Source organism: Microbulbifer sp. MCCC 1A16149, assembly GCF_050368945.1.
Lineage (GTDB): Bacteria > Pseudomonadota > Gammaproteobacteria > Pseudomonadales > Cellvibrionaceae > Microbulbifer.
Map to the genome: position 1 here is coordinate 2,558,956 of NZ_CP185959.1, position 13,287 is coordinate 2,572,242.

Here is a 13,287-nt window from a genome sequence, read left to right on the forward strand (position 1 = left end):
AAGCCAGTCAACCGAGGTTTTCGTGCGATCTGTCTCCCGCCTGTTTACTGTTGTGGCAGGACTGCTGCTATTGCTCCTGCTGGCAGGTATTTCCGGCTGGCTGACCCGGCATCACTGGGCACCCATCGTACTCAATCGGGTACTGCCAGGTATTGAAGTTACCGAATTGCGCGGGCTTACCGTGTCCCGCGCTACCGGCAGTCTCAGTGCAGAAATTGAGCACTTGCACCTGCTCACCGATTCCCGGCTTGGCGTTACCATTGAAGGGGCCCGCCTCACCGACCTGCCAGCACTACTGCGCAGGGCACTCAGTGGCAAGCCGCGCACCACAGTCACGAGTCAATTGCACATAAAAAGTGTATCGCTGCAAAGCCCTGCCACCGCAGAGACTGGCGCACCATCCCCGACTTCATCTAGCTCGCCGACAGCACGCGCACCAGAACACACGGTTCCCACTGTCACAAACGGCCCGCAACCCTCTCAAATCTTGATTAGCGACACACTGCACCGCCTGCGCAATATTCCGATCAGCAAGGTAACTGTGGATGCCTTTTATTGGCCGCAAAGAATCGACGGACACCTGTCTCTAACGGCTCTAAATGCGCCGGGGCATCATATATCTGCGCAAATCCTGAGCTCGCAATGCACAGGCTGTGTCCTGGATCTGGAAATTCTGACACCTGACGAGGGCTCCACCTCTATTCAGATACGGCTATCCCATCACGACAAGCGCGTAGCCGAATTCCAGGGAACACTGGAAAGCAAGGATACTTTGACCGGGGGACGGGGAGCTGCTGACTGGCGACTAGACAGCCAGCTGAACATATTGGCACAGCGCCTGGCGCCATTGATGGAGCAGCTTGAAGTATCACCCGCCTCTTCTCAGGCGGACGCCACAGATTGGATCGCCATAGCCCGATCTCTAAAAGGTGACATACAGCTGACACTCCTCGGCGAAGTGCCCGACAAGCTGCACAGTATGGCTGATGTCAGTAACTTCTCCGCTACGCTCCATGCTCCGGCTCTGTCCCTTAACATTCCAGAGGAGTTGGCAGGGCTTCCGCTCACGGTAACTTATGCTTCGGAAGCGCCGCTGGCACTCGATGTACCGTCGATATCTCCACTGATAGTGAACTCGGTGCAGGGAGAGTTTCGAGTAACGGTGATTCCCGCAAGCGATTCAAACGCATCAACCAACGGTGTATCTGCGCCCTCTTTACTGGATGCGAAAGTCGCACTGACCACAGAGCAATCTGCGCCGGAAGCACTATTTGATGGTTTCGTTAACCTTGCCCAGCTTGCGCCAATGACTTCGAGCGAGAAATGGCAATCAATCCTTGGCGATTACAGGCTGGCGGAACTCAACGGGCGGAGTAGCTTTACTGGTCGCGCCGGTCTCCCCACATTCGACACTTCCACATCCAGCAGCACGCCGCCCGGGCTTCGCGACCTGTCTGTGCAGGTAAAAACAAAGGAACCCGTAGGGTTTCTGCTCTCCCTGCCTGAGAAAACCAATCCACTGGCGGCCACCGGCTGGCAAAAACTATTGGTAACGGCCACTCTGGAACAGCCTCTAACGATCACCGCAGAGAAAATTCCCGGTAGCGTGGCGCTGCAAATTCCGCGCCTTGAATTTGACTCGGCGATGCTGCAGAAAAGCCAGCATGGGCCTTCATCAAATACGCCAAAATTGACCGGCAAACTACTCGATCTGCAGTGCAATGCCCTTCCCGATATCGCGTGTGCCCTAAGCCTCGATACCCTATTGACTGCGCTGGATCTGGCGGATTCAAAAACCGCCCTGAAAGCCGTCAAACTGGAAACCAAGGCGACGATCAATAGACCCTCGGACAGTCAGGATTTAGATGCATCCTTCACCAATCTAAATCTGGTGGCGGACAAGCTGGCTTCGGGTCCGTTGACCATTTTGACACCGGAATTTTTTACCCAGCAGGCCTCGTGTCAGTTTCAAGGGCCCGGATTTTCCTGTAACGCGCCTCAGCTGGCCATCAGCATCGCGCCATTGTCACTGGAGGAAAACCGCATTGAAGGGGCGGTATTCCTGAAGGACCTGACGATTCAGGGAGATCCAAACGCGCAACATGGGCTTAGCGCCCGAGCCCAGTTCCATGCAGAAGGTCTCAATGCAGAGGCTCTCAAGCAGTTCAAGACCTCCTTCGCCACCGACGGGCAGCTGGAGATGAAAGACGGTCTTATCTCCGGCACCAGTGCATTATCCAGCGGTCCCATCAAGGTAACTTCCAACTGGCAGCACAATATGAATACCGGGAAAGGACAGCTCGATCTGAAATTACCCGAGACTAACTTTTCACCCGGCAATGCACTTTCCAATGCGGTACAGGGCCTGCCAGCCGATATTGTCGACGGCCATCTGAGCGCCTCGGCGCGCCTGCACTGGCCTGAAAAAGAACAGGATCGGCTTTCCCTGACCATGCGGAATACAGGTCTCCAATACAATGAGAGCTTTGCCGTCGGGGTAAATACCGCATTGCAACTACAACAAAGCGGCGGCCACTGGATCAGCCAAAAACCGGCACGGGTGTCTATCGACAAAGTGGATACCGGCGTCGCAATCAACAACCTCCACTTTACACTGGCACTGCAAGCGGACGGAGACATCACCCTGAAAGACTTCGCCGCCGAGCTACTGGAAGGTGTCCTGACGTCGCAGCAGCTTACTTGGAACCAGGATGGAAAAGAGCGTCGCTCTCTCGTCAAATTCACCGGAATATCCATCGGTGCCCTCGCCAGAGAGATGGAATCCACCAACTTTGCCGCCAGCGGTTTGCTCGATGCGACACTACCGCTGACTACCGATCGACAGGGTGTCACCATTGCGGAAGGCAATCTCCAATCCCGTCCACCGGGTGGGCGTTTACGCTACTACGGGGCATTCTCCCAGGCCATGCTGGGCAATAATCCGCAGCTAAAGCTGATCGCCTCCGCGCTTGAGGACTACAACTACCGGGACATACAGGGCACCGTGAACTACCCGTTGAATGGGGACTTGCTGCTCAATATGAAGTTGACCGGGCGCAGCGCTGCCATCGACGCCAATCGTGACCTGATCATCAACCTGAACCTCGAAAACAACGTACCCACCATGCTGCGCTCCCTGCGGGCAAGCCGGGATCTGACCGATGTACTGGAACAGCAGGTACAGTAAGGCAATGAGGCGAAGTAGCGATTGCGCAGAAACACACTAAATTCTGTACACTGTTCAGTTACGGTTAATCCGACAGAATCTATAGTAATCATCAACAGCTCCCAGGCGCCTCCGTCGGGCCCGGTCCTTTACAGAGCCCTGGCAACCTGTACGACACCCTGACGCAAAATCCTGGAAGAAACCGGAGTATTCAGTGAAACAGACAGGAACCCTAAAGCGCTCGGCAATCTGCCTGCTGCTCGTGCTCGGCGGCGCCGTTACCACCGCGTGTACGCCCACAGTGGCAGTACAGGCACCGAGCGAGCCCATTACCGTCAACCTCAACGTGAAGATCGAGCACGAGATTCGTGTCAGGGTCGACAAGGAACTGGACGACCTGTTCGAAGATAAGGAAGGGATTTTCTGACGTCCCCTACGCCGTGCGGTACTAGAGTCCGCACCCTGGGAACGAGGAAATCAGCCGGTATTACCGATCGAGATAAGGAATCAAATACAGCCATGAAACCGACTATCAAGAAACTGCTTGCAGGATTTTTTTCACTCACTCTGCTGATTGCCCTGCCGGCCGCTGCAATCACCCTGAAAGAGGCGCAGAGCAAAGGTATAGTGGGCGAAGCCAACAGTGGGTATATCGCCGTTGTGCAGGGCAGCTCGCCAGAAGTGGATGCCCTGATAGCTGAGGTCAATGCCAAGCGGAAGCGTGAATACGCAGCGATTGCCAAGCGCAACAATATCGATATCAGCCAGGTTGCCGCACGTGCCGCAGAAAAGCTGGAAGCGCGCTTGTCCCGCGGAGAGTATTACCAGGACAATCTCGGTCGCTGGAAACAGAAGTAAAACTGCTATCAACAATCGGGTTGATGACAGAAAGCAGATCGGTAAAACGAAAAAACCCGCAACACAGGTTGCGGGTTTTGATCAAGGAAATGGAATCGGGTTAACTCAACACAATCTCACGCGGGCCTATCAGGCGCGATTCAGAGATTGGCGAACAGAGACATCCCATCCAGGCCCTGGTTCTCCATCACTTCGCGCAGACGCTTGAGCGCATCCACCTGTATCTGACGTACGCGTTCGCGGGTCAGACCTATTTCACGCCCTACTTCTTCCAGTGTACTGGCCTCATATCCACGCAGGCCAAATCGACGGGAAACCACTTCGCACTGCTTATCCGGCAGCTCACCCAACCAACGGTTGATGCTGTCAAACAGATCCTTGTCCTGCAGTAATTCCGCGGGATCCGATTCCTGTTGATCGGGAATGGTGTCGACCAGGGTTTTCTCAGAAGACGGACCAATGGGCGTATCTACAGAAGTTACACGCTCATTGAGTCCCAACATCCGCTCGACGTCTTCCACCGGTTTTTCCAGCAGGTTGGCAATTTCTTCTGCAGATGGCTCATGATCAAGCTTCTGCGCCAGTTCGCGGGATGCCCGGAGGTACACATTCAGCTCTTTCACTACATGAATAGGCAGACGGATGGTGCGTGTCTGATTCATGATGGCGCGTTCAATAGTTTGGCGGATCCACCAGGTAGCGTAAGTGGAGAAGCGGAATCCCCGCTCCGGGTCAAATTTTTCTACCGCGCGGATCAAGCCGAGGTTGCCCTCTTCAATGAGATCCAGCAGCGCTAAACCGCGGCTGACATAACGGCGGGCGATCTTCACAACCAGTCGCAGGTTACTTTCGATCATGCGCTTACGCGCGGCCGCGTCACCCCGCAAGGCTTTACGTGCGTAGTAGACCTCTTCTTCTGCAGTCAGCAGAGGAGAGAAACCGATTTCGTTGAGATACAGCTGGGTTGCGTCCAGGTTCTTCTGACCGTACGTATCATCCAGTTTACGCACGCCAGCTTTCTGGGCAGGTTCTTTTTTTGTTGCTTTGGTGGGGGTTGCTTTATGAGAGATTGTTTCGGAGTTTTTTTTTGCCGATTTACTCCGGGCCCGGCTTGTTTTAGTGGACGCTGCGGTAGCTTCTTGCTCCACAGGTTCGGGTGAAAGATCTGCTCTGGAACTGAACTCCAGGTGATCGTGTCGTTGTGCTTCCATTTCCCCAACTCCTTGTACTTTGCCTGTATCAGCCGCTTTGATAGCTCGCGATCGCTGAATCGGTCGCTGTCTAGGCGACAGCCTCCGTTCCCGGCACCTCACCCTCGTTGGTGAGTAGTGTCACTGCAGGGCAGTTACTGCCGATCCCGGTGACTACCTCAAGTGGTTATAAATAAAAGTCCATTTTTATTGCACAACAGCGTAAAGACAGGCCGATCTTTCACCGATTAAGGCAAGTACGCCATGGGGTCTACAGGCTGGCCATTCTTGCGAATTTCAAAGTGGAGCATATCGCGGTCGGTACCACTCGAACCCAGTTCCGCTATCCGTTGCCCTGCTTTGACTTTCGCCCCCTCTCCAACAAGTAACTTGTCGTTGTGGGCGTAAGCACTGAGGAACTCCTCGCTGTGCTTGAGAATCAGAAGCTTGCCGTAACCTCTCAGTGCGCTTCCGGCGTAAATCACTGTGCCATCCGCTGCTGCCTGAACAGATTCCCCCTTTTTCCCGGCGATATCAACACCCTTTCGCAGGGGGTTGTTGGGCTGGAAACTGGAAATCACTCTCCCCTTCACGGGCCAACGCCACTTTGTGTCAAAACTGTGACGGTCCGGAATTGACGTTTTCTTGACTTTCTTTGGTGAAGATTTCACCACAGCAACACGCGGTGGAGGTGTAACTGCACGCGGCTGCCGACGGGGCGGTGCTGGTTTTTTGGCCACCTGAACTGGCGCGCGACCGGCAAGTTTCAGACGTTGCCCCGGGAAAATCCTGTAGGGCGAGGGAATGCCATTGATAGCAGCTAAGTCTTTGAAATCTTTACCATATCTCCACGCAATCGAATACAGAGTCTCGCCTTTACTGACCAAGTGGTGCTGTATTTTCTGACTGGGAGGCTGACTTAAAGAGGAGGTAGGGGCCAGGTTACTGGCACACGCTGTCGCGAAAAGCGACAACAGAAAAATGGTTAAGATTTTAAACACTCGAAATCCGGCCTGGCGCAATACGCTTTTCAGAAACTCGGAAAACGCGGTGTTTTTATGTCGATAGATGCGCCGTTTCATTATTCTCTTTTTACATCAAAGGGGTGCATTTATGGAAAAAGTGTCTAAAGAAAACTGCCGTTTTACCCCTTGCAGGCGGTAAAAAATACCGGAGCCCGGCACCCGCTCAATACGGTGCCGGTATCCGCCTGAAACCCCGGCCTAACCCCGTCATATTTGACGGTAAGTTTTGGGCGAGGTCGTGTAAGCCGCGACTTATTGTTGCTGTGCGACATTACCTACATGACGCCAGTGCAACCATTCGATACTCAATACCAGTAACACGGCCGCTACCGCAGCGCTGAGCGCCCCCAGCATAAAAGAGGGTTGGCCGGTGACCGCGGCAAACTCGGCAGGCAAGACATTGGACATCATCGGCGCGAGTTTCTCACCAGAGATATCGACACCGTTTTCCGCCAACTTCCAGGGCCATACAATTTTCAGGCTCCCCAGCAAAATTCCCACAAGGAAGGACAAGGTCACCGAGGGAAAGCGGTGCATCAGCCACGACAGCAGGCGACTGAATAACAGGAGGCCACATACGGCGCCGGCGCCAAACCAGGCCAGCGCACTCACCTGCATCTGGTGTACCGCGGAAATGACCTGGGGGTAGATACCGATCATCAGCAATATGAAGGAACCGGAAATCCCCGGCAGGATCATGGCGCAGATCGCCAGGGCACCGGAAAAAAACAGGGTATAAGGCGTCGCAACGATTTCTGTGGGCCGCATCTCGCTGACCAGTATCGCAAGGGCGCCGCCGAGCACCAGAGCCAGCCAGCATTGCCAGGTCCAGTTCGGAACCCGACGGGCAATGGGCACCACCGATGCCAGAATCAGGCCGAAGAAAAAGCCCCACACCACAATCGGGTAGTTGGCCAACAGATACGTGATCACTTTGGCGAGGCTGAAAATACTGATAAGGACACCGGAAAACAGTGTCAACAGAAAGGTACCGTTGATATAGCGCCACGCGGCCGCAATCCCCTGCTTGAACAGGATGGTGAGCGTATGCGGCCCTATACGGCTAAGGGAATCGAGCAATTCCTGATAGATACCGGTAATAAAGGCGATGGTGCCTCCGGACACACCGGGTACGACATCTGCCGCGCCCATGGCGAGCCCGCGAAGAGCGACGCCGAAATAGCGATTGCGAGACAGGTTGGACATCAGCGCACTACCCCACTGAGCAGGGGTACAAAACGGACAGGTTCGGCTTTTTCCACATCGAATCGGGTGCCGTCTTCACTGCGACTCACAATAGTCAGGTACTGGGAGTCACTGCCCACGGGAATGACCAGCACGCCGCCCGGTGCCAACTGCTCTCGCAACTCATCCGGCACGCTGGCGGGCGCGGCTGCGCAGAGGATCGCATCGTACGGGCCGTTCTCCGGCCAGCCGAAGCCCCCGCTGCTGAGACGCATCTCTACGTTAAAAATACCCAGCTCGCGCATTCGCTGGCGCGCTTTGACCAGCAGTGGCTCCACTCGTTCCACCGAATAAAGCTTGTCCACCAGGCGCGCGAGAATCGCGGTTTGGTAACCGGAGCCGGCGCCCACTTCCAGTACTCGCGCACGGGAACGAGCGCGACTGACCAGCAGCTCGGTCATGCGGGCGACAATATAGGGTTGGGAAATGGTCTGGCCATAACCAATCGGTAGTGCAGTGTCCTCGTAGGCGCGTATCGCCAGAGCCTCGTCCAGAAATAAATGGCGAGGTGTGGATGCCATTACATCCAGCACCTCCTCACTGCTTATGCCCTCTTCCCGCAGTCGCTGAATCAGGCGATTGCGGGTGCGCTGGGACGTCATGCCCAGGCCTTCGTGTCTCAATCGATCCATAAGGACGCCATATCTCCCTGCAAGCGGTGCACCGGATTGAATCCCCAACGAAGATCCGGTGACTGACCGACATCGCATTTGCGGCGCCGATCACATTTTGTTGTCGTTTATTTTATTGCGCCAGTGGACTGGTTGACCAGTTCTGCTACTTCCCTGAGCACTGCGGTGGCAAAAGTTCCTGGCGGGAGGGCAAATGAGAGGACAAGATCCTCTTCCTCCCAGTCGGCCTGGAATCCCTGGGGCTGCAGCACCAGCGGACGCCTCTCCTGACTGAGACCACAATGCTCCAACCAGTCACGCCATTGTTTCCAGGGGGCCATTGCCGCCTGCTCGAGGTCCAGCTGTTCCCCTGAGGCCGGATTGCGCCCTCGCCCCCACAACGGGCCAGAGGCCGCCGATTCGGGCTCCCCTTCCATCAAATCCCGCCAGTTATCCGCTGCCACGCGCTCGGCAAGCACCTGGTTGAACAGCCAGCTGCGTCCCGCAGACATGGCGAAGGCTTTCTGATTGCGCGGGATCCGCCGCCGCTTCCCGGCTTCCTGCTCACCACTGAAACGGTTTACAAGGTCCAGGTTACCGCCGTCATGTCCAAAGCGCTGCTCGCCAAAATAATTGGGAACGCCAGCGGGCACCCGCTCAAGTACCGTTGCCGCAGCGGCCTGGTCGCCGCGGACATTGCGCAGGCGGATCTTGAAGCGATTGCCGAGGTGCTCGCCGCGACGCAGTTTGCGTGGACCGCGAAAATGCGTCAGCAGGGTGATGTCATCACCCTCTATCTGCCGCCAGTCCGGCTCTGGCTTTTGCGCAAGCCACACGCTGAACCACTGGGTTGTTACTGCGTGGCGATCCTTGAGCCCATAGAAGCCCACATCGTTACTCTGCACGCCCGCCAGTCTGGCGAGCTGCTGCGCCACGAAACCGGTGTTGGCACCGCGCTTGCGAATCTGTAGCAGTACATGCTCACCCTCGCCGGGCTGCGGTGCGGCCAGCTCCTCCACGACAAAGTCTTCCGGCTCGCTGCGGAAATCGGCGCTGATGGCTGCGCCGCCCAGCGCCCTCGGCCAATCGAGATTCCAAGGGGTATCCTGTTGATCACTCACTGGCGCTACTTCCATTCGCTTCCAGCAACACTACCGCCTGGGCGGCGATACCTTCCTTGCGGCCGGTAAATCCGAGCTTTTCGCTGGTGGTCGCTTTGACGCTGATACAGTCAGCACCAACACCACAATCCGAGGCAATATGTTCCCGCATGGCATCGATATGGGGAGCCATTTTAGGTGCTTGGGCTACGAGGGTGGCATCGGCATTAACCAGGCGATACCCCCTTTCAGTGATCAGCCCAATCACATGGCGCAGCAGCACGCGACTGTCGGCCCCCGAGTAGGCGTCATCGGTATCGGGAAAATGTTTGCCAATATCACCCAGTGCCAGCGCACCAAGGAGTGCATCCGCGAGCGCGTGTAGCAGGACATCACCATCGGAGTGGGCAACCAGGCCCTGGTCGTGGGGAATGGTGACTCCACCGAGGACGACATGGTCCCCGGGGCCGAAGGCATGCACGTCGATGCCCTGGCCAATTCTGAAACTCATGTATCTGTTCCTGACTGAAGTTTTTCGAGGGTTTGACGATGTTGCAGCAGCGCTTCCGCCAGAATCAGGTCGGCGGGATGGGTAATCTTGAAGTTGCTGCGGCAGGCGGGGACCAGTTGCGGGTGGTATCCGGCCAGCTCCAGTGCACTGGCTTCGTCAGTTATGGTTTCCGGGGCCTGCGCGAGGCCGGTCTTGAGCGCGTTGAGCAATACTGCCAGCGGTGCTTTCTGCGGCGTCTGCGCGAGCCAGATCCGATCCCTGGGCAAGGTTTGCTCTACAGTAGGCTCGCCGCTCTTATCCCGCGATTGCTTGATGGTGTCGCTGGCGGGCTGGGCAAGCAGGGCTGTGGCGCCGGCGGCCAGCAGGCTTTCTATATCCTTGCGGCTCACCATGGGGCGCGCTGCGTCGTGGACCAGGACCGATGTCTCGGGGGCTGCGCGCTCGCTGAGAAAATCCAGGGCGGCGAGGACGGAGTCTGCCCGTTCGGCGCCCCCGGTGACGGTATGTACTCTGGAGTCCTGCGCGGCGGCAAGGTGTTCAAATTCGGAGTCATCGGCAGCGATGGCAACGATGACACCGGCGAGACCGGGCCACTGAAGGATATTTTCGAGGGTGTGGGCAATCAGGGGTTTGCCGGCGAGGGGCAGGTACTGTTTGGGTTTGCCTGCGCCCATGCGTTTGCCGGAACCGGCCGCGGGGACGATCGCCCAGTAGCTGGTTGCAACCGGGGTCGGTTCAGGCGAATTCGCTGGAGTGTTCATTGTTTTTCTCGCTGAGACTCAGGCGCTTTGTTTTTGTCCTGGTCGAGAAAAATAAACAGGGTTTCGCCTTCTTTAATCAGGCCGAGGTCATAGCGGGCTTTGGCTTCTACGCCGTCGGTGCCCTCTTTGAGGCTGCGAACTTCGCGCAGTAACTGACGGTTTTCCCGCTCGAGGGCAGCATTTTTCTGCTGCTGGTCATTGAGCTGCCGCTCCAGGCGGGTCACTTCTGCAAAACTGCCGTCACCCACCCACAACCGGTATTGGGTCATCAGCAAAAGGACGGTGAGAATTGCCAGCAGCCATTTCATTTCGTTTGTTCTCTCTGGCTTTATCGTAGTGCTACGCACGGAATCAAATCCGTGGCGGCCCTGCTACCGATGGTCCATTCCAGGACACGCCGTGAACCCATCCATGGGGGCTTGTCGAAAAGGTCCCTCTTTTCGACAGTCCTGGAATGGACCATCGGTATCAGAGCCTTCGCTTCAAAGCGCGAGCCAGGAAGCGAGACTCAAGCCAGTTTACCGGGCTTTCCGAATTACTTGAACTCGGCAATGCCGCGGTAAGGCGCCTTGCCTTCCAGCTCGGCTTCGATGCGCAGCAAGCGGTTGTACTTGGCTACACGGTCGGAGCGGCACAGGGAGCCGGTTTTGATCTGGCCAGCAGCGGTAGCAACGGCCAGATCGGCGATGGTGGTGTCTTCGGTCTCACCGGAGCGGTGGGAGATGACAGCGGTGTAACCAGCGTCCTTGGCCATCTTGATCGCGTCCAGGGTTTCGGACAGGGAGCCGATCTGGTTGAACTTGATCAGGATGGAGTTACCCACGCCCTTTTCGATACCTTCTTTCAGGATCTTGGTGTTGGTCACGAACAGGTCGTCACCTACCAGCTGTACTTTCTCGCCGATCTTGTCGGTCAGAATCTTCCAGCCATCCCAGTCGCTCTCGTCCATACCGTCTTCGATGGAGATGATCGGGTAGTTTTCAGACAGTTCCGCCAGGTAAGACGCGAAGCCTTCGCTGTCGAATTCCTTGCCTTCGCCAGACAGGTTGTACTTGCCGTCTTTGTAGAACTCGGAAGAAGCACAGTCGAGGGCCAGGGTGATGTCGTCGCCCAGTTTGTAACCGGCAGCTTCAACCGCTTCAGCGATGACTTTCAGCGCGCCTTCATTGGAAGGCAGGTTCGGGGCAAAACCACCTTCGTCGCCCACGGCAGTGTTCAGGCCTTGGGCGGACAGGACTTTCTTCAGGGCGTGGAAAATTTCAGCACCCTGGCGCAGCGCTTCGGCGAAGGTCTTTGCTTTCACCGGCTGAACCATGAATTCCTGGATGTCGACGTTGTTGTCAGCGTGCTCACCACCGTTGAGGATGTTCATCATCGGTACCGGCAGGGTGTATTCACCGGCGGTGCCGTTTACTTCGGCGATGTGCTGATACAGTGGGATGCCCTTGGAGATGGCTGCGGCTTTGGCAGCGGCAAGGGAAACGGCCAGGATGGCGTTGGCGCCCAGCTTGGATTTGTTCTCGGTGCCGTCGGCATCGATCATCGCTTTATCCAGGGCGCGCTGGTCAGTTGCGTCCATACCTACCAGCAGCTTGGCGATTTCGCCGTTGATGTTTTCAACAGCTTTCAGGACGCCCTTGCCCAGGTAACGGCTTTTGTCGCCGTCGCGCAGCTCGAGAGCTTCGCGAGAGCCGGTGGAAGCGCCAGACGGTGCACAGGCTGAACCTACCGCGCCGCATTCGAGAATTACATCGGCGTTAACGGTGGGGTTACCGCGCGAATCCAGTACTTCAAAAGCTTTAACAGCAACAATCTTGCTCATTTTTTTAACGGGCTCCTTGTTTCGAAAAAAGTTAGACCTAATAAATCACTTCTGTGAGGTTTGGATAATGGTGGCCACTTTTTCGAGGCCACTCGTTTTAGTTATTTGGTTCTTCGTTTACTTGGTGTCGAGCGGCTCGAACCCTTTCACCAGATCGTCCACCGCTTTCATTTGCGCGAGGAATGGCTCCAGTTTTTCCAGCGGCAATGCGCTGGGGCCATCACACAGGGCTTTCTCGGGATTCGGGTGCGCCTCCAGGAACAGACCGGCAATACCGATCGCGAGGCCTGCGCGGCCGAGCTCGGTAACCTGGCTGCGACGTCCACCAGAAGCAGCGCCGCCCGGATCGCGCATCTGCAGCGAGTGGGTGACGTCAAAAATCAGCGGGGCGCCACCGGAAGCATCGATCATGGTACGAAAGCCAAGCATGTCCACTACCAGGTTGTCATAACCAAAGCAGGCGCCGCGCTCGCACAGGATGATTTTTTCATTGCCGCCCTCGGCAAACTTCTCCACCACATTTTTGACCTGCGGCGGGCTCATAAACTGAGGCTTTTTGACGTTGATCACTGCTCCGGTTGCCGCCATGGCAGCGACCAGATCGGTCTGACGGGCGAGGAATGCGGGTAGCTGAATAACATCCACAACTTCGGCCACCGGCGCCGCCTGATACGGCTCGTGCACGTCGGTGATCAGCGGTACGCTAAAGGTCTTTTTGACTTCTTCAAAGATCCTGAGACCTTCTTCCAGCCCGGGACCACGATAGGAATGAATAGAAGAGCGATTGGCCTTGTCGAAAGAGGCCTTGAAAACGTAAGGGATTCCCAGCTTGTCGGTCACATTGACGTAATGCTCGGCAACCCGCATGGCCATATCGCGGGATTCCAGAACATTCATCCCACCGAACAGGGTGAACGGGCGATCATTGGCAACCTGCAGGTTACCGACTTCAACGGTTTTCATGTTTTCTCATCCTGAGCCAGAGCGCCTCTGGTCAT

The 13,287-nt window shown here is 56.3% G+C and carries 13 protein-coding genes; 3 read left to right on the plus strand and 10 right to left on the minus strand.

The window, feature by feature from the left end; genetic code table 11:
• The first annotated feature begins 22 nt into the window (after nucleotides 1–22).
• From ACONT6_RS10820 to ACONT6_RS10830, 3 genes are all read left to right on the plus strand, one after another.
• Nucleotides 23–3,187 carry an intermembrane phospholipid transport protein YdbH family protein gene (locus tag ACONT6_RS10820; RefSeq protein WP_428818537.1) on the plus strand — a complete coding sequence of 1,055 codons (3,165 nt, stop codon included), beginning with the start codon at nucleotides 23–25 and terminating at the stop codon, nucleotides 3,185–3,187.
• Nucleotides 3,188–3,380: 193 nt separating this feature from the next.
• Entirely contained in the window at nucleotides 3,381–3,593 is a 213-nt protein-coding gene (locus ACONT6_RS10825) for a YnbE family lipoprotein (protein ID WP_428818538.1), read from the plus strand.
• Between the two features lie 92 nt (nucleotides 3,594–3,685).
• The gene (locus tag ACONT6_RS10830) at nucleotides 3,686–4,024 is read left to right on the plus strand and encodes a YdbL family protein (protein WP_428818539.1); all 339 of its coding nucleotides are present in this window, start codon (nucleotides 3,686–3,688) and stop codon (nucleotides 4,022–4,024) included.
• Nucleotides 4,025–4,164: 140 nt separating this feature from the next.
• On the opposite strand, the gene rpoS is transcribed toward ACONT6_RS10830, so the two are convergent.
• The 10 genes from rpoS to kdsA form a co-directional block, all read right to left on the minus strand.
• The gene (gene rpoS, locus ACONT6_RS10835; RefSeq protein WP_428818540.1) at nucleotides 4,165–5,235 is read right to left on the minus strand and encodes an RNA polymerase sigma factor RpoS; all 1,071 of its coding nucleotides are present in this window, start codon (nucleotides 5,233–5,235) and stop codon (nucleotides 4,165–4,167) included.
• A gap of 227 nt (nucleotides 5,236–5,462) precedes the next feature.
• Complete coding sequence (locus ACONT6_RS10840) at nucleotides 5,463–6,215, minus strand: peptidoglycan DD-metalloendopeptidase family protein (protein ID WP_428821506.1); 753 nt, start codon at nucleotides 6,213–6,215, stop codon at nucleotides 5,463–5,465.
• A 276-nt stretch (nucleotides 6,216–6,491) separates the two neighbouring features.
• A complete protein-coding gene (locus ACONT6_RS10845; RefSeq protein WP_428818541.1) occupies nucleotides 6,492–7,445 on the minus strand; it encodes a DUF368 domain-containing protein in 954 nt (317 codons plus the stop codon).
• Entirely contained in the window at nucleotides 7,445–8,116 is a 672-nt protein-coding gene (locus ACONT6_RS10850; protein WP_428818542.1) for a protein-L-isoaspartate(D-aspartate) O-methyltransferase, read from the minus strand. The genes ACONT6_RS10845 and ACONT6_RS10850 overlap by 1 nt, the downstream gene beginning before the upstream one ends.
• A gap of 107 nt (nucleotides 8,117–8,223) precedes the next feature.
• Nucleotides 8,224–9,216, minus strand: coding sequence for a tRNA pseudouridine(13) synthase TruD (gene truD / locus ACONT6_RS10855; protein WP_428818543.1), 993 nt, complete (start codon nucleotides 9,214–9,216; stop codon nucleotides 8,224–8,226).
• Complete coding sequence (ispF, locus tag ACONT6_RS10860; RefSeq protein ID WP_428818544.1) at nucleotides 9,209–9,706, minus strand: 2-C-methyl-D-erythritol 2,4-cyclodiphosphate synthase; 498 nt, start codon at nucleotides 9,704–9,706, stop codon at nucleotides 9,209–9,211. Before ispF ends, truD begins: the two co-directional genes overlap by 8 nt.
• Nucleotides 9,703–10,467, minus strand: a complete 765-nt coding sequence (ispD, locus tag ACONT6_RS10865) for a 2-C-methyl-D-erythritol 4-phosphate cytidylyltransferase (protein WP_428818545.1) — start codon at nucleotides 10,465–10,467, stop codon at nucleotides 9,703–9,705. Before ispD ends, ispF begins: the two co-directional genes overlap by 4 nt.
• Nucleotides 10,464–10,775, minus strand: a complete 312-nt coding sequence (locus tag ACONT6_RS10870) for an FtsB family cell division protein (protein WP_428818546.1) — start codon at nucleotides 10,773–10,775, stop codon at nucleotides 10,464–10,466. Before ACONT6_RS10870 ends, ispD begins: the two co-directional genes overlap by 4 nt.
• 227 nt (nucleotides 10,776–11,002) lie before the next feature.
• Nucleotides 11,003–12,289, minus strand: a complete 1,287-nt coding sequence (eno, locus tag ACONT6_RS10875; protein WP_428818547.1) for a phosphopyruvate hydratase — start codon at nucleotides 12,287–12,289, stop codon at nucleotides 11,003–11,005.
• Nucleotides 12,290–12,406: 117 nt separating this feature from the next.
• Nucleotides 12,407–13,252, minus strand: a complete 846-nt coding sequence (kdsA, locus tag ACONT6_RS10880) for a 3-deoxy-8-phosphooctulonate synthase (protein WP_428818548.1) — start codon at nucleotides 13,250–13,252, stop codon at nucleotides 12,407–12,409.
• Between the last annotated feature and the right edge of the window lie 35 nt (nucleotides 13,253–13,287).

Coding starts and splice junctions, on each gene's coding strand:
- ispF (WP_428818544.1), bottom strand. CDS start 9,706: ATGAGTTTCAGAATTGGCCAGGGCATCGACGTGCATGCCTTCGGCCCC.
- ispD (WP_428818545.1), bottom strand. CDS start 10,467: ATGAACACTCCAGCGAATTCGCCTGAACCGACCCCGGTTGCAACCAGC.
- ACONT6_RS10845 (WP_428818541.1), bottom strand. CDS start 7,445: ATGTCCAACCTGTCTCGCAATCGCTATTTCGGCGTCGCTCTTCGCGGG.
- kdsA (WP_428818548.1), bottom strand. CDS start 13,252: ATGAAAACCGTTGAAGTCGGTAACCTGCAGGTTGCCAATGATCGCCCG.
- ACONT6_RS10870 (WP_428818546.1), bottom strand. CDS start 10,775: ATGAAATGGCTGCTGGCAATTCTCACCGTCCTTTTGCTGATGACCCAA.
- ACONT6_RS10830 (WP_428818539.1), top strand. CDS start 3,686: ATGAAACCGACTATCAAGAAACTGCTTGCAGGATTTTTTTCACTCACT.
- rpoS (WP_428818540.1), bottom strand. CDS start 5,235: ATGGAAGCACAACGACACGATCACCTGGAGTTCAGTTCCAGAGCAGAT.
- ACONT6_RS10850 (WP_428818542.1), bottom strand. CDS start 8,116: ATGGATCGATTGAGACACGAAGGCCTGGGCATGACGTCCCAGCGCACC.
- eno (WP_428818547.1), bottom strand. CDS start 12,289: ATGAGCAAGATTGTTGCTGTTAAAGCTTTTGAAGTACTGGATTCGCGC.